Origin of the sequence: Mumia sp. ZJ430 (assembly GCF_011751845.1) — a bacterium.
Taxonomy (GTDB): domain Bacteria; phylum Actinomycetota; class Actinomycetes; order Propionibacteriales; family Nocardioidaceae; genus Mumia.
The window spans coordinates 489,462-508,660 of sequence record NZ_JAAHFK010000004.1 but is presented as its reverse complement, the minus strand read 5'-3'; the positions used below and the strand labels follow the sequence as shown (position 1 = coordinate 508,660).

Below are 19,199 nucleotides of genomic sequence, written 5' to 3'. Positions count from 1 at the left end.
TGTGCCTCGCGTCAGCTCTGGTTGAAGAACCCGCCCTGCGCGAGGCGCTGGCGGTCCTCGGCCGTGACGGTCACGTTGGGGGGCGAGAGCAGGAAGACCTTGTTGGTGATCCGCTCGATCGAGCCGTACACGGCAAAGATGAGGCCGGCCGCGAAGTCGACGAGACGCTTGGCGTCGTTGTCGTCCATCTCGGTGAGGTTCATGATGACGGGCGTGCCCTCGCGGAAGTGCTCGCCGATCGTCCGTGCCTCGTTGTACGTCCGCGGGTGGAGCGTCGTGATCCGAGTGAACTCGGCGGCCGCGGGGACCGCGGTCGGCCCGGGTGTCGGCGTCGGCCGACGCCGCTCGTCGATGCGCGCCACGGTCCGGGAGTCGGCCTCGTGCACAGCAGGACGTGCCGTTGTGCGACGGGATGTCTCGGCGTCCGCCTCGTAGTCGTCGTAGTCGTCGTACTCGCCCGACTGCTCGACGAGGCCGAGGTACTCACCCATCTTGCGCATCGCGCCAGCCATCGCCTGACCTCCTGGACCCACTGCGGGTTTGAACGGTGCTCACTGTCTCAGTCAACCTACCCGAGCGCGGGCCTCTCTCCGAGCACTGAACGCCCTATCCGTACGTGTGTCGCGCCGTGTCGTACGGCGGACTCGAGGTCGCCGCTCATGCCGGCCGAGATCGTCGTCGCGCCCGGGTACGACGCGGCCACGCTGGCCGAGATCTCGGACAGGCGGGCGAACGCGGGGTCCGGATCAGCGCCGAGCGGCGCCACCGCCATCACTCCCCCGAGCACGAGACCATCGGCGGCGTCGATGCGACCAGCGAGCGCGAGGATGTCCGCAGGGTCAGCCCCCGCGCGGCCGACCGGGTCGTCGTCACGCCCCTCGAGGTTGACCTGGATCAGCACCTCGACCTCGCGTCCCGCCAGCGCGGCGCCCCTTGCGAGCGCGTCGACGAGCCGAGGCCGGTCGACCGAGTGGACGACGTCCGCGTAGCGGGCGACGGCGCCGGCCTTGTTGGTCTGGAGCCCGCCGACGAAGTGCCAGCGCAGCCCTGCCCCCGCCTCACCGGCCTCCTCGCGCTTGCGGGCCGCCTCGGGGTGACGATTTTCACCGACGTCGGTGACGCCGAGGGCCGCGAGGTGCGCCACGTCGGAGGCGGGGTAGGTCTTGGTCACCACGACCATCGTCACGTCCTCGGGGGCGCGTCCCGCCTCAGTCGCGGCCGCCGCGATCCGCTGCCGTACGGAGGCGAGGTTGTGCGCGAGCTCCGCGCGCCTGTCGGTCACGGGCGGATCCGTACGAGGCCGCCGAGCCGGCCGGACTGCTCCCCTTGGCGCCGGTACGAGAAGAAGTCGGACTCTCCTTCGTACGTGCAGACCGGGAGGTCACCCGCGAGATCATGGACACGCGCGCCGGCCTTCTCGAGCTGCTCGGACGCTGCAGCGGCCAGGTCGAGCGCCGGGGTCCCCCACGACGTCTGTGCCCACGCGACCGGGAGCCGGCCGGCGACGTCGTCGCGCATCTGTGCGGGGACTTCGTAGCAGCGCCCGCAGATGCGCGGCCCGATCCAAGCCCTGATCTGTTGCGCGCCGAGGTCGCGCATCGCCTCGACGGTCGCTGTCGCGACATCGACGACGACACCGCGACGACCCGCGTGGGCGACTCCGACCACGCGCGCCTCGTCGTCAGCCAGCACGATCGGGAGGCAGTCGGCCACCCGGACGACGAGCACGGCGCCGGGCACAGCGGTGACCAGCGCGTCGGCCTCGGGGTACGGCTCGGTCGGGGAGCCGGCGGTGACGACGTGCACACCGTCCCCGTGGACCTGCCGCATGAGCCGGGCTTCGGAGGGGTCTCCTCCGAGGGCACGGGCGGCGGCCACGACGTTGCGTGCGACTGTCTCCGCGTCGTCGCCGTTGCCCGCCGCCAGGTTCAGCGACGCCCACGGACCAGCACTCTCACCGCCGTGCCGGTCCGTGAACGCGAGGTCGACGTGCGACAAGGACTCGTGGAAGGCGAACATCTACTACTTCAGGAAGTCGGGGATGTCGAGGTCGTCCTCGAAGGGGTCGGCCTGGCGCTTCGGCGCGACCGGACGGGTGCCGTTGCCGACGCCGGTGGCCGACGTGCCGTTCGACGACGGGCGATCGCTCGACGACTCGGCCGCGCTGGCCCGGACGCCGACAGGCATCCGCTCGTTGCCGTTCGATGACGACTCCTCGCGAGCCGCCGGCGTGGCCGGCGCCTCCTTCTGGACCGGACGCGCCGGCGCGGCGTCGCGGCGAAGCGCCGGGCGCGACGCATCGCGACGCTTGGGCGTGCCGCCGTCGAACCCGGCAGCGATGACCGTGACACGGACCTCGTCGCCGAGCGCGTCGTCGATCACGGCGCCGAAGATGATGTTGGCCTCGGCGTGCGCAGCCTCGCTGACCAGTGCCGCGGCCTCGTTGATCTCGAACAGACCCAAGTCGGAGCCACCCGCGATCGAGAGCAGCACACCGTGCGCGCCGTCGATCGAGGCCTCGAGCAGCGGACTCGACACCGCCATCTCGGCAGCGGCGACCGCACGGTCGTCGCCTCGGGCGGACCCGATGCCCATGAGTGCAGAGCCGGCATCGGACATGACCGACTTCACGTCGGCGAAGTCGAGGTTGATCAGACCCGGGGTCGTGATCAGGTCGGTGATGCCCGAGACGCCCTGCAGGAGCACCTGGTCAGCCTGCATGAAGGCGTCGATCATCGTGACGTTGCGGTCGCTGATCGAGAGCAGCCGGTCGTTGGGGATGACGATGAGGGTGTCGACCTCTTCGCGCAGCGACTCGATGCCGTCGTCGGCCTGGTTGGCGCGGCGGCGTCCCTCGAAGGAGAACGGCCGCGTGACGACGCCGATGGTCAGCGCACCGAGCGAACGCGCGATGCGCGCGACGACAGGAGCACCACCCGTACCGGTGCCGCCACCCTCGCCCGCGGTCACGAACACCATGTCGGCGCCCTTGAGGACGTCCTCGATGTCGTCGGCGTGGTCCTCCGCCGCCTGACGACCGGTGTCGGGGTTGGCGCCTGCGCCGAGACCCCGGGTCAGCTCGCGCCCGATGTCGAGCTTGACGTCGGCATCGCTCATCAGCAGCGCCTGCGCGTCGGTGTTGATCGCGATGAACTCGACTCCCTTGAGGCCAGCCTCGATCATCCGGTTGACGGCGTTGACACCGCCACCTCCGATACCGACCACCTTGATCACGGCCAGGTAGTTCTGAGCTGCCACGATGGTGCCCCTCACATGCTTGGTGTCTCGAGCCGGAACCCTAACCCTCTACTTCAGGGTTATAGTTATGTCAACCTCGGCGTTCTGTGACGAACTTACGGGGTGACCGACGGCCCTCGGCGCCGACACGCCGCCACAGCACGCGACGTCCCCGATTTGTGCACTTTGCCGTGGAATGCCCGAGCGACTGCACGGTTAGGTGCACAAATCGGGGACGGGACCTCAGCGTGCGAGCGGCGGGTGCGCAGACGACGTCGGGGTGCGCAGGAGGAGCCCGAGCACGACGTTGGCGGCACCGGCGACCACCCCGAACGCGACCACGCCCGGCATCGCGTCGTCGACGACAAGATCCTGGTACGACGCCACGGCGATCCAGCACAGCGGCGCGGCCGGCACCCACGCCAGCGCGAGCACGGTGAAACCGAGCACTCTGCGCCGCCACACCATCGCCGCCGCCACGCTCACCAGGACGAGCACCGCCACCGCGCCGACGAGCGACCAGAACAGCACCCTCTCGGAGTCGAGTGGGTCGGTCGAGAGCGCGAGACGCTTGGTCAGCTCAAGGAACGCCCACGTGGCGACCACGAGCGAGGCCAGGCCCAGCAGGACGCACTGCGCGATCCCGACGGCGATCGCGCCAGCGTTGGCCGACCGGCCCGGAGCGGCGACGCTCATGTCGCGCACGCTACTCGTGCCCACGAGGGCTCGCGATTCGTGCGCCGCTCAGGGGACGATCGTCGGCCGCTCCGGCGCACTGACGTCGTACGCCGTCGCCTTCTGCTTCAGCAGGGCGGAGAGCACGTCGGCCTTGAGCTCCGCGTGGTCCGCGCTCCCCCACGCGACCTCGGCGCCGTCACGCAGCTCGAGGGTGATCGCGTCACGACTGCTGACACGCACCTCGCGGACCTTGCGGGCGAGACCGGCGTCCATCGCAGCGACGGCCTGGGCGACCTCCCGCAGTGCCTCGGCGCGCGGGCCGGCACCGGACGCCAGCTCCACCGACGGCAACCTGCGGGGCGGCTTGCCGGCGGGCGGGTACACCACGCCGTCGGAGTCGATCAGCCGCACATCGTTGCGCCCGGCCAGGCGCGCCACCGGCCGGCGTTCGGTGACCTCGACCACGACCGTACGCGGCCACTGGCGACGGACATCGACGGAGGCGACCTGCGGAATCTCCTCGACTCGGTCGCCGACAGCGCCGAGGTCGAGCCGCGCCAGGGGGCGGCCGTCCGGCACCGCCGCCTGCGCACGGACGACCTCGGCACCGACGGTGCTCGCACCACGGACGTCGACGTGGTGGGCCCCCAGCACGGGCGTCTCGAGCACCGTCCACGCCACACCACCCGCGGCCGCGAGGACGGCGGCGACGAGGAGGTACGGACGCAGCCGCTGAAGGCGCGCCCGCCAGCGCCTCCCAGCGAACCGGTCCGTCACCGTCACCTCGTCCGGGTCCTCTCCTCCAGCCGCGCCACGAGGCGCGGGCCCACGGTCGTGATGTCGCCGGCTCCCAGGAGCAGGACGAGATCGCCGCGGCGGGCGAGCGACGCGAGCTGCGCGTCGAGCGTCGCCGGCGGCTCGCCGGCGTGCACGGCGTCCGCGGGCAGACCGACCGCCTCTCGGACGAGCGCGCCGGTCACCTCGGGATCGGGATCCTCGCGCGCCAGGTAGATCTCGGTCACGACGACCTCGTCGGCCGCACCGAGCGCCCGGCCCATCGCCGCGCCGAAGATCCGCGTCCGGCTCACCAGGTGCGGCTGGAACGCGACGAGCACGCGTGCACCGCCGGCAAGGGCCCGAGCCGCCTGGAGGTCGCCCGCGATCTCGACGGGGTGGTGGGCGTACGAGTCGTACACACGCACGCCGTCACCCTCGCCGATCAGCTCCATGCGACGGCTCGCTCCCGAGTACGCGGCCAGGCCGGCGGCAGCGTCAGCGAACGTCGCCCCGCACTCCAGTGCCGCGGCGAGCGCACCGAGCGCGTCGACGACGTAGTGCTGCCCCGGCACCTGCAGCATGACGCGACCGAGCTCGTCGTCGCCGCGGACCACCGTGAACGACGTGCCGCCCCCGGAGGTGAGCAGGTCCACGCCGCGCAGGTCGGTGCCCTCGGAGAGCCCGGTGCTGATGACGCGAAGGCCTCGCCGGCGCGCGCGGACGGCGAGCGCGGCGGCGCCCGGGTCGTCGGCACACAGCACGAGGAACCCCGCGGGATCGATCCGGTCGACGAACTCGGCGAACGCGGCCTCGTACGCCTCGGGCGTCCCCCACACGTCGAGGTGGTCGGCGTCGACGTTGGTGACGACCGCGCCGTACGGCTCGTAGACAAGGAAGGCGCCGTCGCTCTCGTCGGCCTCCGCGACGAACCACTGCCCCTGACCTGCATGGGCGTTGGTCCCGAGCGAGGCGACGGGCGCGCCGATCGCGTACGACGGGTCGAGCCCGGCACGGACCAGGGCCGTCGCGAGCATCGAGGTCGTCGTGGTCTTGCCGTGCGTGCCGGCGACGGCGACCACGTCGCGGCCGATCATCACCGACTGCAGACCAGCCGAGCGCGGATAGAGGCGAAGGCCACGCGCGCGCGCCGCGACGATCTCGGAGTTGTCGTCGCGTACGGCGGTCGAGGCGATCACCGTCTGCGCGTCGCCGAGGTTGTCGGCCACCTGACCGACGTGGACGACCGCGCCGTCCGCCTCCAGCGCCCGCAGCGTCGGCGAGTCCTGGGCGTCGCTGCCCTGGACGCTCACCCCGCGCTCGAGCATGATCCGCGCGATCGCGGAGAGACCTGCGCCGCCGATACCGATGAGGTGGACCGTGCCGAGATCCTCTGCGGGCTCGATCACGGAAGGGACGTCGATCCTCATCCCTGGCCCGCCTCGGAGCCGGCTGCGGCGAGGATCTCGCGGGCGAGCACGTCGTCGGCGTCGCGCGGCATCAGGTCGGAGGCCGCCGCGGACATCCGCTCGAGACGAGCGGAGTCGCGCAGCAGCGAGACGACGGCCGTCGCCACCCACTCGGGGGTCAGCGCCGCGTCCTCGACGAGGATGCCGCCCCCCGCGCCCACGACCGGGTGCGCGTTGAGGGCTTGCTCACCGTTGCCGATCGGCAGCGGCACGAACACCGCGGGCAGCCCGACGGCCGCGACCTCGGCGACGGTGTTGGCCCCGGAGCGGCACACGATCGCGTCGGCGGCCGCGTACGCGAGGTCGATCCGCTCGATGAACGGAAGGGTTACGTACGGCGGCTCGCCGGGCGCGCGCTCAACCTGCGCCTCCTCGACGCGACCGGCGGCGTGCAGCACCTGGATGCCGGCGGCGGCGAGCTCGTCGGCGGCACCGGAGACGGCTTGGTTGATCCGGCGCGCACCCTGAGACCCGCCGGTGACCAGCAGCGTCGGGCGGTCGGGGTCGAGGCCGAACTCCGCGCGCGCCCGCGCACGCTCCGCCTCCCGGTCGAGGTGCGCGATCTGCTCACGCATCGGCAGGCCGATGTAGCGCGAGTGGACGAGTGGGGTCTCGGGAAAGCTCGTGAACACCTGCTGCGTGAACCGCGCACCGAGCTTGTTGGCGACACCCGGAAGCGCGTTCTGCTCGTGCACGACGATCGGGACTTTGCGCTTGCGCGCGACGAGGTACGCCGGGACCGACACGTACCCGCCGAACCCGACGACGACGTCGGGGCGCACACGGTCGAACACCTCACCGGTCGCCTTCACCGTGCCCGCCAGCTTGCCCGGGACCTTCAGGAGGTCGGCGCCGAGGCTGCGGGGCAGCGGGACGGCCGGCACCAGCTCGAGGGGGTACCCGGCCTGCGGCACCAGCGTCACCTCCAGCCCACGCGGTGTCCCGAGCGCCGTGATCTCGGCGTCGGGAGCGAGCCGGCGAACCGCGCCCGCGGTCGCCAGCAGGGGTGAGGTGTGGCCGGCGGTTCCTCCGCCGGCCAGCAGGACGCGTAGCGCCACCAGGTCATCCTTCCTCTCGGACAGTGCGTCCGACGGGTCGTGGTGCGGGAGTCGAGGGTTTCTGCACTCCCCCGGGCTGCTGACCGGTGCGCGGGCCGCGTCGACGGCGGTGCACGCGCAGGGCAGCGGCCGCCCCCGGCTCGGTCCGCGCGAAGCTCGCCAGCAGGGCGAGCGCGATCACGGTCGGGACGAGTGCAGACCCACCGTACGAGATGAGCGGGAGCGGGATGCCGATGACCGGCAGCATGCCGAGCACCATGCCGATGTTGATGATCGTCTGGACCATCAGCCACACCGTGATGCCGGCGGCCGCGTAGCGGGCGAAAGGGTCACGAGCACGGCGGGCGATGCGGAACCCCACGTACGCGAGCAGCCCGAAGAGGATGAGCACGGACAGCGCCCCGACGAGCCCGAGCTCCTCCCCGACGACCGCGAAGACGAAGTCCGTGTGGGCCCCCGGGAGCGCCCCCCACTTCTGACGGCTGCCGCCGAGTCCCACGCCCAGCCACTGCCCGGTCGCCAGCCCCATCAGCCCGTGCGCGGCCTGGTAGCCGCTGCCCTGGGCGTCCGCGAACGGGTCGGTGAACGACGTGATGCGCTTGATCCGCTCGTCGCTGGACTGGACGAAGAAGAGCGCGATGGCGGCGGTGCCGAGCAGCGCGACGAGGAACGCGCGCCCCGGCAGACCGGCGACGAACAGCATCCCGAGGATGATCGCGAACAGCACGAGCGCCGTCCCGAGGTCACGCTGGAGCACGACGAGCATCGCGACGAAGCCGGTGACCGGCAGCATCGGGATCAGCACGTGCTTGGGGTCACTCAGGAGGCGCTGCTTGCGGGCGTAGAGGTCGGCGGTCCACAGCACGATCGCGAGCTTGGCGATCTCGGAGGGCTGGATGAGGAACGGTCCGCCGAAGTTCAGCCAGTTCTGGTTGCCCCGGACCTCGTAGCCCAACGGCGTGAAGGTGAGCGCGAGCAGCACGAGCGCGAGGAGCAGCAGCGGGTAGACGAACCAGCGCAGCACGCGCAGCGGGAGCTGCCAGGCGATCGCGCCCAGGACCAGCGCCGCGACGAGGAAGCCTGCCTGCCGCGCCGCGAGGGCGTACGGGCTGCCGCTGTTCTGGTACGAGGTGACCGAGCTCGCGCTGAGCACCATCACCATCCCGAAGCCCACGAGGAGCGCGGAGACGGCGAGGACGAGGTAGTACGACGTCAGCGGCTTCTCGAGCACCTCGCGAACGGTCGCGGTCCACGAGTGCCTGCCGGACCTGCTCACCGCGCGCCTCCCGATCTCCTCGACGTCGAGGGCGACGAGGTCACCGCCGCGACGCTGCGTACCTGGCCACGGCTGCGGCGAAGGAGTCCCCTCGTTCGGCGTAGCCCGTGAACTGGTCGAAGGACGCGCATCCTGGCGCCAGCAGCACGGTGTCACCCATCCGGGCGAACCCTGCGGCCGCGTCCACGACACGATCCATGAGCACATCCTTGCCCGCGGCGACCTCGACGACGGGTACCTCGGGCGCGTGTCGCCGCAACGCCTCGTGGATCGTCGCGCGATCAGCACCGATCAGGACCACGGCCCGCAGGCGGTCCGCCGCGCGCGTGACGAGGTCCTCGAATCGGGTGCCCTTGGCCTGACCGCCCGCGACCCACACGACCGAGGGGTATGCCTGGAGGGACGACAGCGCCGCGTGCGGGTTGGTCGCCTTGGAGTCGTCCACGTACGTCACGCCCTCGACCTCGTCGACGCGCTGGATGCGGTGGGCGCCTGGCTCGTAGCCGCGGAGCCCCTTGCGCACCGCGGCCGGGGCGACGCCGTGCGCCCGGGCGAGCGCAGCCGCCGCCAGGGCGTTCGCGACGACGTGCGGTGCCGGAGGCTCGCCCGCGGGACCCGCGAGGTCGGAGAGCGTCGCGAGCTCGGCGGCGCTCGTATGGCGCTCCTCGACGAACGCCCTGTCGGCGAGCACATCGTCGACCATCCCGAGCATCCCGACCGAGGGGACGCCGAGAGTGAACCCGACCGCCCGCGCGCCCTCGGCGACGTCGGCCGCGCGGACCAGCTGCTCCGTCGCCGGATCGGCCACGTTGTAGACGCACGCCCGCGCGACGTGCTCGTAGATCCGCCCCTTGTCGGCCGCGTAGCCGTCTCGACCTCCGTGCCAGTCGAGGTGGTCGTCGGCGACGTTGAGGACCGCTGACGCCTCGCAGGCGATCCGGTCGGCGAAGTGCAGCTGGAAGCTCGACAGCTCGACCGCCAGGACGTCGTAGCCGAGCGGGTCCATCACCGCCTCGGTGACCGGGACGCCGATGTTGCCGACCGCAGGGCCGCGCAGCCCCGCAGCGGCGAGGATCGACTCGAGCATCTGGACGGTGGTGGTCTTGCCGTTGGTGCCGGTCACCGCGAGCCATGGCGCAGCGCCGGGTGCGCGCAGCCGCCAGGCCAGCTCCGGCTCGGACCACACGGCCACGTCGCGCCCGAGCGCCTCGGCGACGATGGGCGTACGTGGGGGGAGCCCCGGGTACGGGACGAGCAGGTCCACGCGGTCGGGCATGGTCGCCGTGGCGCCGGAGCCGAGACGGACGTCGGCGCCCAGCACCTCGAGGATCTGGGCGCGGTCGCGCAGCTGGTCGGTGTCGCCGTCGTCGAGGATCGTGACCTGGGCGCCGACCTGGACCAGCGCGTCCGCGGCCGCATAGCCGCTGACGCCGAGCCCGGCGACCACCGCACGAACGCCTTCCCAGGAGTCCTCGCGGCCGAGACGGTCGACGTCTGGCGCACTCACAGGCCGCTGACCCACTCGGAGTAGAAGATGCCGAGTCCGAGCGCGACGAACAGTCCGCTGATGATCCAGAACCGGACCACGATCGTGATCTCCGCCCAGCCCATCAGCTCGAAGTGGTGCTGGAGCGGCGCCATCCTGAACAGGCGTTTGCCGCCGGACATCTTGAACCAGCCGACCTGCAGGATCACCGACACCGTGATGATGACGAAGAGGCCGCCGAGCACGAGCAGCAGGATCTCGGTGCGGGTCATGATCGCGAAGCCGGCGATCACACCGCCGAGCGAGAGCGAACCCGTGTCGCCCATGAAGATCTTGGCCGGAGAGGCGTTCCACCACAAGAACCCGAAGCACGCACCGGTCAGAGCTGCCGCGACGACGGCGAGGTCCAGCGGGTCTCGGACGTCGTAGCACTTGGGCCCGGGGTTGAAGGCGCAGGACTGGTTGCTCTGCCACAGGTTGATGAGCATGTAGGCGCCGAACACCATCACCGAGGCACCGGTGGCGAGGCCGTCGAGCCCGTCGGTGAGGTTCACGGCGTTGCTCGTGCCCCAGATCATCACGAGCACCCAGACGACGATCACGGCCGCCGGGAGCGTCCAGCCGGGGATGTCACGGATGAAGGAGATGCCTTCGGAGATCGGCGTCCGACCGTTGCCGTCGGGGAAGCTCAGGGCCAGCAGCGCGAAGCTCAGAGCCACGATCGCCTGCCCTGCCAGCTTCGCCTTGGAGCGCAGCCCGAGGCTGCGCTGCTTGATGACCTTGATGTAGTCGTCGAGGAACCCGACCAGCCCGAGTCCGACGAAGAGATAGAGCAGCAGCAGCGCGGAGGCCGACGGCGACGTCCCGGTGATCAGCTTGGCGAGCGCGTACGCGACCACGACCGAGACGATGATGACGAGACCGCCCATCGTGGGCGTGCCGCGCTTGGTGTGGTGAGAGGTCGGTCCGTCGTCTCGGATGAGCTGACCGTAGCCCTTGCGCACCAGTAGGCGGATCGCGAGCGGCGTGCCCAGCAGCGTGCCGATCAGCCCGAACCCGCTGGCGATCAGAATGGCCCTCATCGAGCGTCGTTCCCTTCGTCGTCGCTGGTGGACTCGGCGTCCGCGACTCTTCTCTGTGGGTCTGGCTCGGCCAGCAGCGTCGCCGCCAACCGCTCCAGACCGCTGGCCCGTGAAGCTTTGACCAGCACGATGTCACCCGCACGGAGGTATCCGCGCAACCACGCCAGCGCGTCGTCGAGGTCGTCGACGAGCACCGAGTCAGCGCCGGCGGCCGCGGCGGCCTCATGGATCTGATGCGCACCGACACCGACGGCGACGACCTGGGTGACACCGAGGTCGGCTGCGAGACTACCAACGGAGGCGTGCGCGGCACCCGCCGCACCGCCGAGCTCGAGCATCTCACCGAGCACCGTCACGACCCGCCTCCCGTGCGCCATCGCGACGACCGCGCGAAGGGCGGCGGCCACGGACTCCGGGTTGGCGTTGTAGGCGTCGTTGACGACCATCAGCCCGTCAGACCGGACGGACCGCTCCATCCGCCAGGCCGACCGGTTCGTCACGTGCGCGAGCGCCTCCACGACGGAGTCGAGCGAGAGCCCGGCAGCGAGCGCGGCAGCCGTGGCAGCCGCCGCGTTTGACGCCTGGTGGGCGCCCAGCAGCGGGACGTGCACCGCGGCTGAGAGCCCGTCGGCACGCAGGACGAAGCGGGGTTCACCGTCGTCGCCGACGCGTACGTCGTCGGCGACGACGTCGGCACCCGGCGTGGTGCCGTACGTCCGCACCGTCGCGACCGTGCGCGACCGCATGGCGGCGGCCGCGGGGTCGTCGGCGTTGAGCACGGCCACTCCGTGCGCGGGGAGAGACTCGACGAGCTCACCCTTGGTACGGGCGATCGCCTCGACCGACCCGAACTCTCCGACGTGTGCCGTGCCGACATTGAGGACGACGCCGATGTCGGGTCGGGCGATCGCACAGAGCGCGGCGATGTTGCCGACCGCGCGTGCGCCCATCTCGACGACCAGGTAGCGGGTCGCAGCCTCGGCGCGCAGCACCGTCAGCGGGACACCGAGCTCGTTGTTGTAGTTGCCGGCGGTCGCCACGGTCGGCGCGCTCGCGTCGAGCACCTGGGCCAGAAGGTCCTTGACGCTGGTCTTGCCCTGCGACCCCGTGACGCCGACGACCATGCAGCCGTCGAGCCGGTCCCGGACGTCGCGTGCGAGGCGCGCGAGCGCTGCCTCGACGTCGTCCACGACCACGCAGGGACCGTCGACACGACGCTCGCCGAGCACGGCGGCGGCACCTGACGCATAGGCAGCGGGCGCGAAGTCGTGACCGTCCACGTGCTCGCCGCGCACCGCGACGAAGAGGCCTCCCGACTCGACACGACGCGAGTCCAGGGTCGCGGGAGCCGTCACATCGACACCCTCGCCGTCGTACGGAGTCCCGCCGACGATCTCGGCGACCCGTCCCAGTGCGGTCGTGATCACGCGTCGCCCCCGAGCCGGGTACGAAGCGCCTCGGACAGCACGCTCCGGTCGTCGAACGGGTGCACGACGTCTCCCACGATCTGGCCACGCTCGTGCCCCTTGCCCGCCACGACGACCACGTCGCCGGGACGTGCTTGAGCGACGGCACGGACGATCGCTCCGCGGCGGTCGCCGATCTCGACGAGCTCGGCCGCGGCTCCTGCCTCGCGGGCTCCCTCGAGCACCGCGGCACGGATCGTCGCCGGATCCTCGCTGCGCGGGTTGTCGTCCGTGACGACCACCACGTCCGCCAGCTCGGCGGCGACGGCACCCATCAGGGGGCGCTTGCCGGGATCACGGTCTCCCCCGGCACCGACGACCACGAGCAACCGTCCGTCACCGAGCCCGCGCAGGGACGACAGCACGGCCCGCAGCGCATCGGGCTTGTGGGCGTAGTCGACGATCGCGGTGAAGTCCTGGCCCTCGTCGACGGGCTCCATGCGTCCGGGGACGCCCTCGCAGGCGGCGATGCCGGCGAGCGCGTCCTCGACCGCTCGTCCCGTGGCCGTCACCGCCGCGAGGACGGCGAGGGCGTTGGCGACGTTGAAGCGGCCGGGCAGCCGGACCACGAGGTCGTGCTCGACCTCGTCCGGACCGACGACGCGGGCCCGGGACCCCGACGCGGTGGTCTCCAGCGCGACGACGCGCCAGTGCGCCTCCACGCGTCCCTCGAGCGACACGGTCGTCACAGGCAGGGACGTCGCGTCCGCGAGCCGGCGTCCGTACGGGTCGTCGATGTCGATCACCGCCTGCGCGGCGCGCTCGGACGTGAAGAGCGCGGCCTTGGCGGCGAAGTAGTCCTCGACGTCGGCGTGGAAGTCGAGGTGGTCACGCCCGAGGTTGAGGAACACCGCGACGTCGTACACGACGCCGTCGACCCGGTGCAGCGCGAGCGCGTGGCTCGAGACCTCCATCACGACGGCGTCGGCGCCGTGGGCCTCCATCACCGCGAACAGTGCGTGGAGAGCGGGCGCCTCGGGCGTCGTGAGGGCGGAGGCCACCGGGCGCCCGCCGAGGAAGGCACCGGTCGTCCCGATCGCACCGACCTGGTCGCCGCACGCCCGCAGCGCCGAGGCGGCGAGGTAGGCGCTGGTCGTCTTGCCCTGGGTGCCGGTGATCCCCAACGTCGTCAGACGCTGCGCCGGATCGCCATAGACCGTGGCGGCCACGGCGCCGAGGACGGTACGAGGATCGTCCACGACCACCAGCGGGACCGTTGCCGGGCCGTCCGCGATGATCGCGGCCCCCTCGGCGTCGGTCAGGACGGCGACCGCACCGGCGTCGACCGCCTGTGCGGCAAAGCGCGCGCCGTGGGTGCGTGCACCCGGCAGCGCCGCGTACAAGTCACCCACGCGGACGTCCGACGAGGCGAGGGTGACCCCGGTCACGACGGTCTCGGGCGGTGCGCCGACGACCCGGCCGCCGATCGTCGTCGCCAGTGCGGTGACCGGCACGGGATCGACCGACGGTGGTCGGGTGTCGAGCGGGAGTGGAGGCTCAGCAGACATCGTGGCCGAGCGTATCGAGAGTCACCACTTGACCGGAGTCCTGGGCGCTCGCGACCCGCTCGGAGCGATGCCGTAACGCTGCAGCGCCTGCTGCATGATGTCCTTGAACACCGGCCCTGCGGTTCCGCTGCCCGAGCCCCCGCCACGCGGGTTGTCGAGCACGACGTACGTGAGGAAGCGCGGGCGCTCGGCCGGCGCGAAGCCGATGTACGACACGGTGTTCTGCCCGCGGACGTAGCGTCCCGTGTCGGGGTCGACCCTCCAGGCGGTGCCGGTCTTGCCCGCCACGCGGTAGCCCGGGACCACGGTGTCCGGGGCCGACCCGTCGGGGCCGGTCACCGCCTCCATCATGGTCGTGACCATCTTCGCGGCCTTCGGCGAGACGACCTCGCGGCTCTCGGGCGGCTCCTGGTCCACCGTCGTACCGTCGGCGCGGCGCACCTCGGTCACCAGCGTCGGCGCGGTGTAGCGGCCCCCGTTGGCGATGGCGGCGACGGCGGCGACCTCCTGCAGCGCGGTCACCGAGATGCCCTGGCCGAACGAGATCGTCGCGTGCTGCGCCGACGACCACCGCTCGGGCTCGGCGAGGATCCCTCGCGACTCCGACGGCAGCCCGACGCCGGTGGTCCGTCCGAAGCCGAACTTCGTCAGGTAGTCGTGCAGGGTGGCGTCGTCCATCTGCTGCGCGAGCGCGATCGTGCCGAGGTTCGACGACTTCGCGATGACCCCCGTCGCGGTCAGCTTGAGCCGCCCGTGGTCCCACCAGTCGCTGATGGTGAAGCCGTCGAGCCGCAGCTCGCGCGGCACCCTGACCTTGGTCTGCGGCGTCACGAGCCCCGCGTCGGCCAGTGCCGCCATCGTGACGACCTTCTGGACCGAGCCCGGCTCGTAGACGTTCTGGACGGCGCGGTTGTTCATCGACGCCGGAGTGACCGTCGAGCGGTCCTCGGCGTCGAAGGTCGGCAGCTGCGAGAGCTGGAGGACCTGCATCGACTCGAGGTCGACGGTCACCGCGATCCCCCAGTCGGAGCCGCTCTGGCGCACGGCCTCGGCCAACCGCTTGTCGGCGTACCACTGCAGGTCGCGGTCGAGCGTCGTCACCACGTCGGAGCCCGGCACCGGCTCACGCGTCGTCTGCCGCGCGAGGGGGATGCGCACACCCTTGGGCGACGTCTCGTACGTGGCCTTCCCGTCGACGCCGGTGAGCTCCTCGTCGTACTGCTTCTCCAGGCCGCTGGTGCCCTCGCCGGTCTCCCCCGAGACGAGCCCCACGAGCGTCGCGGCGAGGGTGCCGCCGGGGTACGTCCGCACCGCGTCGCGCTCGGTGGTGACGCCGTTGACGACACCCAGCTCGGTGAGCTTGGCCATCGCGGCGTTCGCCTGGTGAGCCGGGATCTTGCGCGCGACGTAGACGAACTGCGTGCCTTCGCGGCGCAGCTTCTCCAGCGCGTCGAAGTAGTCGAGATCGAGCTCCGCGGCGAGCACACGGGCGATCTCGGGTGCCTTCTCCGAGGTGAAGCGCGGGTTCGCGATGATCGCCGACGCGTCGAGCGAGGTCGCGAGCGGCTGGCCGTCCCGGTCGACGATCTCGCCCCGGTCGGCATGCAGCACGGCCGGCTGCATCGTCTCCTTGAGCGCCTTCGCCGCGTACGCGTTCGCGTCCACGCCCTGGATCTGGACGAGCCGTCCAGCGAAGACCACGAGGAGGGTCGCGACCACGACGAAGCAGAACCGCGCGCGGTTCCGCACCGCCGGGCTCACCCGCGGTCTCCCACCGAGGCGGGTGAGGGTCCTCCGACTCCGGACGCGGCGCGGCCGTCACGCGACGCGGGCACCGGGTCGCCGACCACCGTGCCGTCCGGCAGGCGCAGGAACACGGGGTTGGTGTTGGGCACCATGCCCAGGCCGGACGCCCGCTCCGCAAGCGCCGCCGGCGTCGAGCGCCGCTCGACCTCCAGTGCCAGTTGTGCGTGCTCGCTCTGCAGCGTCTCGGCCTTCTTCTCCAGCTTTGCGAGCTCGAACGCGCCGTTCTGCATCGACGTGTTGAGCAGCAGGAGGCCGATGAGGCCTCCGGCGAGCAGTGTGACGACCAGGAGCACGAACGGAGCGCGAGGGCTGCCCGTACGGGGTGCCGGGACGACCCGCAGGTCGCGGCGCGGCTGCTGCGCCGGGCGTACGGGCGCGCGGCGGGGCGCGTTCTGCGCGAGGCTCATACCGCCTCCCTCACTCGCTCGACCGCACGAAGCCGTACCGGCTTCGCGCGGGGGTTCTCGGCGATCTCTGCCTCCGATGCCGTCTCGGCGCCCCGGGTCAGCGACCTGAACCGCGGCTGCCGCTCCTCGGGCACGACCGGCAGCCCCGGCGGGACGTCCAGGGTCGTCACGGCGGCAAATGCCTTCTTGACGATGCGGTCCTCGAGCGACTGGTACGCCATGGCGACGACGCGGCCGCCGACGTGGACGGAGTCGAGCGCCTCGGGCACGGCACGGCGCAGGACGCCGAGCTCGTCGTTCACCTCGATGCGCAGCGCCTGGAAGGTCCGCTTGGCGGGGTTGCCGCCGGTCCGCATGGCGGCCGCGGGCAGTGCCTCGCGGACCAGCGCGACGAGCTCGTCGCTCGTGCGCAGCGGCGCGGTCTCACGGCGACGCACGATCGCGTCGGCGATGCGTGCGGCGTGCTTCTCCTCGCCGTACGCGCGCAGGATGCGGATCAGCTCGGCCTTGTCGTACGTCGCGAGGATCTCGGCGGCGGTGATCCCCTCGCGTCCCATCCGCATGTCGAGCGGCGCGGGGCGTGCGTAGGAGAATCCGCGCTCGTCGACGTCGAGCTGCATCGATGACACCCCGAGGTCGAAGAGCACGGCGTCGACCGTCGTACGGCCGGCTGAGGCGATGGCCTCGGCGATCTCGTCGTACACGCCCTCGAAGAACGTCACCCGGCCCTCGAACGGCGCGAGCCGCTCGCGTGAGAGCCGCAGCGCCTCCGGGTCACGGTCGATGCCGATGACGTGCACGTCCGTGAAGCGCGTCAGGACCGCCTCGGTGTGCCCGCCCAGCCCGAGCGTCGCGTCGACCAGGACCGCGTCGCTGCGGGACAGGGCGGGCTCGAGGAGCTCGACCGTCCGCTCCAAGAGCACAGGCACGTGCTGTGCCTCATCCATTCGTCCCGGCCCCCCTAGGACGTCCGACCACCATCTCGACCCCTCGTTCCGTGTGGTTCAGCGTGTGTCGCGCCTCGGGGCCGCTACCCGTGCGTCCCGATCGCCTGTGGTTCGTCCGACCAGGTCCCTGGCCGCTTGCCCTGGGAAGTCACCTCTGGCACCGGGGAAGTGGTGCCAGGTGGTGGAGCAAGCGGCCCAGAGGCCTCGTCGTACGACCCCGCTCAGAGCAGACCCTCGATCACCTCTTCCGACAGCGAGGAGAAGCTCTCCTCCTGCGCGTCGGAGTACTCCGACCAACGCGCCGCGTCCCAGATCTCGACCCGCTCCATCGCGCCGACCACGACGCAGTCGCGACCCAGACGGGCGTACTCGCGCAGCGGAGGCGGGACGGTGATGCGGCCCTGCTTGTCGGGCACCTCGTCCGAGGCTCCCGAGAAGAGCACACGGATGAAGTCGCGGGTCGCCTTGTTGGTGAACGGTGTCTTGCTGATCCGGTCGCTGAACTCCTCGAAGCTCGCCTGAGGCCAGACGTAGATGCAGCGGTCCTGCCCCTTCGTCAGCACGAGGCCCTCCGTGAGTCGGTCGCGGAACTTGGCGGGGAGGAACAAGCGGCCCTTCTCGTCGAGGCGAGGGGTGTACGTGCCGAAGAACATCGCACCGTAACCCCCCGTCTCGCCGCAGCCGGCGCGAGTCCGGCGACTGCTTGCTCCACTTTGCGCCACTGTACTCCACAACACACCACCGGCAACCGTTCTTGCACCCTGGCGCGCCCCGCCGCTCCCTGACACCGGGCAGACCATGGGTCGCCACCACCGATGCCCGTGATCGCAGCATTCCCCTCGCCCGGACCGCCGAGATGGTGAAGAGTGGAGCGTGGGTGGGGAGGACCGCGATCCCTCGCCGTCAGCGGGGCCCGTGGCATTGATCGCGCGGGTAGTCTCGGCATCCTGGGGGGGTCGCCGGGACAGCCGTCGCCCGCTCCGATGCGTGGATCCGAGGAGGACCGCAGTGACGACGACACCTCGGCGAGAGCCGCCAGCTCCGCCCGGCCCCGACCAGACCGACGAGCTCGTCGCCGCCGCAGGACGGCTGGCGGCCAACATCGAGACCGTCATCGTCGGCAAGTCCGAGGTGGTCCGCACCGCCGTCGTCGTGCTCCTCGCAGGCGGGCACCTCCTCCTCGAGGACGTCCCCGGGGTCGGCAAGACGATGCTGAGCAAGGCGCTCGCCCGCTCGATCGACGGATCGATGCGCCGCATCCAGTTCACGCCCGACCTGCTCCCGAGCGATGTCACCGGCACCTCGGTGTGGGACCCGGAGTCGCGCACGTTCGAGTTCCGACCGGGTGCCGTCTTCGGCAACGTCGTCGTCGGAGACGAGATCAACCGCGCGTCGCCCAAGACGCAGTCCGCGCTGCTGGAGTGCATGGAAGAACGCCAGGTCACCGTCGACAGCACCTCGTACCCGCTCGAGGACCCGTTCATGGTGGTCGCCACCCAGAACCCCCTGGAGATGGAGGGCACCTACCCGCTCCCCGAGGCGCAGCGCGACCGCTTCATGGCGCGCGTCTCGATGGGCTACCCCTCGGCGGAGGCCGAGGCCGCGATGCTGCGCGAGCACGGCGGTGCCGACCCGCTGTCCGACCTCGCGCCGGTCACCGACGTCAAGCAGGTCGCCGATCTCGTCGCCACCGTCCGTACGGTGCACGTCGCACCCGCGATCGAGCAGTACGCGGTCGCGCTGACCCACGCCACCCGCTCCACCTCACGGCTGCGCCTCGGCGCTTCACCGCGCGCCACGCTCCACCTCGTGCGCGCCGCACGGGCACGGGCTGCCCTCGACCGGCGCCCGTACGTGCTCCCCGACGACGTCGCGGCATTGGCCGAGCCCGTGCTCGCCCACCGTCTGCTCCTCTCCCCCGACGCCGTCGTCGCGGGATGGCAGGCGTCGGACGTCGTCCGCGAGGTCCTCGCCGAGGTCCGCGTTCCCGAGCCCGGTCGGTGAC

The 19,199-nt window shown here is 71.6% G+C and carries 18 protein-coding genes; 1 reads left to right on the top strand and 17 read right to left on the bottom strand.

Annotated features, from left to right (window positions below; translation table 11 throughout):
* Positions 1 to 11 precede the first annotated feature (11 nt).
* The 17 genes from sepF to mraZ form a co-directional block, all read right to left on the bottom strand.
* Entirely contained in the window at positions 12 to 512 is a 501-nt protein-coding gene (gene sepF, locus HCT63_RS18670) for a cell division protein SepF (protein WP_167008422.1), read from the bottom strand.
* A gap of 56 nt (positions 513 to 568) precedes the next feature.
* Positions 569 to 1,282 carry a YggS family pyridoxal phosphate-dependent enzyme gene (locus tag HCT63_RS18665; protein ID WP_167008419.1) on the bottom strand — a complete coding sequence of 238 codons (714 nt, stop codon included), beginning with the start codon at positions 1,280 to 1,282 and terminating at the stop codon, positions 569 to 571.
* Positions 1,279 to 2,019 (bottom strand): peptidoglycan editing factor PgeF, encoded by a 741-nt coding sequence (gene pgeF, locus HCT63_RS18660; RefSeq protein WP_167008416.1) that lies wholly within the window; start codon positions 2,017 to 2,019, stop codon positions 1,279 to 1,281. The genes HCT63_RS18665 and pgeF overlap by 4 nt, the downstream gene beginning before the upstream one ends.
* Positions 2,020 to 2,022: 3 nt before the next feature.
* A complete protein-coding gene (gene ftsZ, locus HCT63_RS18655; protein ID WP_167009319.1) occupies positions 2,023 to 3,261 on the bottom strand; it encodes a cell division protein FtsZ in 1,239 nt (412 codons plus the stop codon).
* A gap of 219 nt (positions 3,262 to 3,480) precedes the next feature.
* The gene (locus HCT63_RS18650) at positions 3,481 to 3,933 is read right to left on the bottom strand and encodes a hypothetical protein (protein WP_167008413.1); all 453 of its coding nucleotides are present in this window, start codon (positions 3,931 to 3,933) and stop codon (positions 3,481 to 3,483) included.
* Positions 3,934 to 3,981: 48 nt separating this feature from the next.
* On the bottom strand, positions 3,982 to 4,692 hold the full coding sequence (locus HCT63_RS18645) for an FtsQ-type POTRA domain-containing protein (protein WP_167008411.1): 711 nt from the start codon (positions 4,690 to 4,692) through the stop codon (positions 3,982 to 3,984).
* A 2-nt stretch (positions 4,693 to 4,694) separates the two neighbouring features.
* Positions 4,695 to 6,119, bottom strand: coding sequence for a UDP-N-acetylmuramate--L-alanine ligase (gene murC, locus HCT63_RS18640; protein ID WP_167008409.1), 1,425 nt, complete (start codon positions 6,117 to 6,119; stop codon positions 4,695 to 4,697).
* The gene (murG, locus tag HCT63_RS18635; protein ID WP_167009317.1) at positions 6,116 to 7,219 is read right to left on the bottom strand and encodes an undecaprenyldiphospho-muramoylpentapeptide beta-N-acetylglucosaminyltransferase; all 1,104 of its coding nucleotides are present in this window, start codon (positions 7,217 to 7,219) and stop codon (positions 6,116 to 6,118) included. The genes murC and murG overlap by 4 nt, the downstream gene beginning before the upstream one ends.
* A 1-nt stretch (position 7,220) precedes the next feature.
* Entirely contained in the window at positions 7,221 to 8,492 is a 1,272-nt protein-coding gene (gene ftsW, locus HCT63_RS18630) for a putative lipid II flippase FtsW (protein ID WP_243843119.1), read from the bottom strand.
* A 40-nt stretch (positions 8,493 to 8,532) separates the two neighbouring features.
* Complete coding sequence (murD, locus tag HCT63_RS18625; protein WP_167008407.1) at positions 8,533 to 9,999, bottom strand: UDP-N-acetylmuramoyl-L-alanine--D-glutamate ligase; 1,467 nt, start codon at positions 9,997 to 9,999, stop codon at positions 8,533 to 8,535.
* A complete protein-coding gene (mraY, locus tag HCT63_RS18620) occupies positions 9,996 to 11,060 on the bottom strand; it encodes a phospho-N-acetylmuramoyl-pentapeptide-transferase (protein WP_167008404.1) in 1,065 nt (354 codons plus the stop codon). The genes murD and mraY overlap by 4 nt, the downstream gene beginning before the upstream one ends.
* On the bottom strand, positions 11,057 to 12,487 hold the full coding sequence (murF, locus tag HCT63_RS18615; protein WP_167008401.1) for a UDP-N-acetylmuramoyl-tripeptide--D-alanyl-D-alanine ligase: 1,431 nt from the start codon (positions 12,485 to 12,487) through the stop codon (positions 11,057 to 11,059). Before murF ends, mraY begins: the two co-directional genes overlap by 4 nt.
* Complete coding sequence (locus tag HCT63_RS18610; RefSeq protein WP_167008397.1) at positions 12,484 to 14,034, bottom strand: UDP-N-acetylmuramoyl-L-alanyl-D-glutamate--2,6-diaminopimelate ligase; 1,551 nt, start codon at positions 14,032 to 14,034, stop codon at positions 12,484 to 12,486. The genes murF and HCT63_RS18610 overlap by 4 nt, the downstream gene beginning before the upstream one ends.
* A gap of 21 nt (positions 14,035 to 14,055) precedes the next feature.
* A complete protein-coding gene (locus HCT63_RS18605) occupies positions 14,056 to 15,795 on the bottom strand; it encodes a penicillin-binding protein 2 (RefSeq protein ID WP_167008394.1) in 1,740 nt (579 codons plus the stop codon).
* Positions 15,792 to 16,247: a cell division protein FtsL gene (locus HCT63_RS18600; protein ID WP_167008391.1), complete on the bottom strand. Its 456-nt coding sequence runs from the start codon at positions 16,245 to 16,247 to the stop codon at positions 15,792 to 15,794. Before HCT63_RS18600 ends, HCT63_RS18605 begins: the two co-directional genes overlap by 4 nt.
* Positions 16,244 to 17,194, bottom strand: a complete 951-nt coding sequence (rsmH, locus tag HCT63_RS18595) for a 16S rRNA (cytosine(1402)-N(4))-methyltransferase RsmH (protein ID WP_167008388.1) — start codon at positions 17,192 to 17,194, stop codon at positions 16,244 to 16,246. The genes HCT63_RS18600 and rsmH overlap by 4 nt, the downstream gene beginning before the upstream one ends.
* Before the next feature lie 221 nt (positions 17,195 to 17,415).
* On the bottom strand, positions 17,416 to 17,847 hold the full coding sequence (gene mraZ / locus HCT63_RS18590; RefSeq protein WP_167008385.1) for a division/cell wall cluster transcriptional repressor MraZ: 432 nt from the start codon (positions 17,845 to 17,847) through the stop codon (positions 17,416 to 17,418).
* Between the two features lie 436 nt (positions 17,848 to 18,283).
* On the opposite strand from mraZ, the gene HCT63_RS18585 reads away from it, so the two are divergent.
* Positions 18,284 to 19,198, top strand: coding sequence for a MoxR family ATPase (locus tag HCT63_RS18585; RefSeq protein WP_243843149.1), 915 nt, complete (start codon positions 18,284 to 18,286; stop codon positions 19,196 to 19,198).
* Position 19,199: the final 1 nt, after the last annotated feature.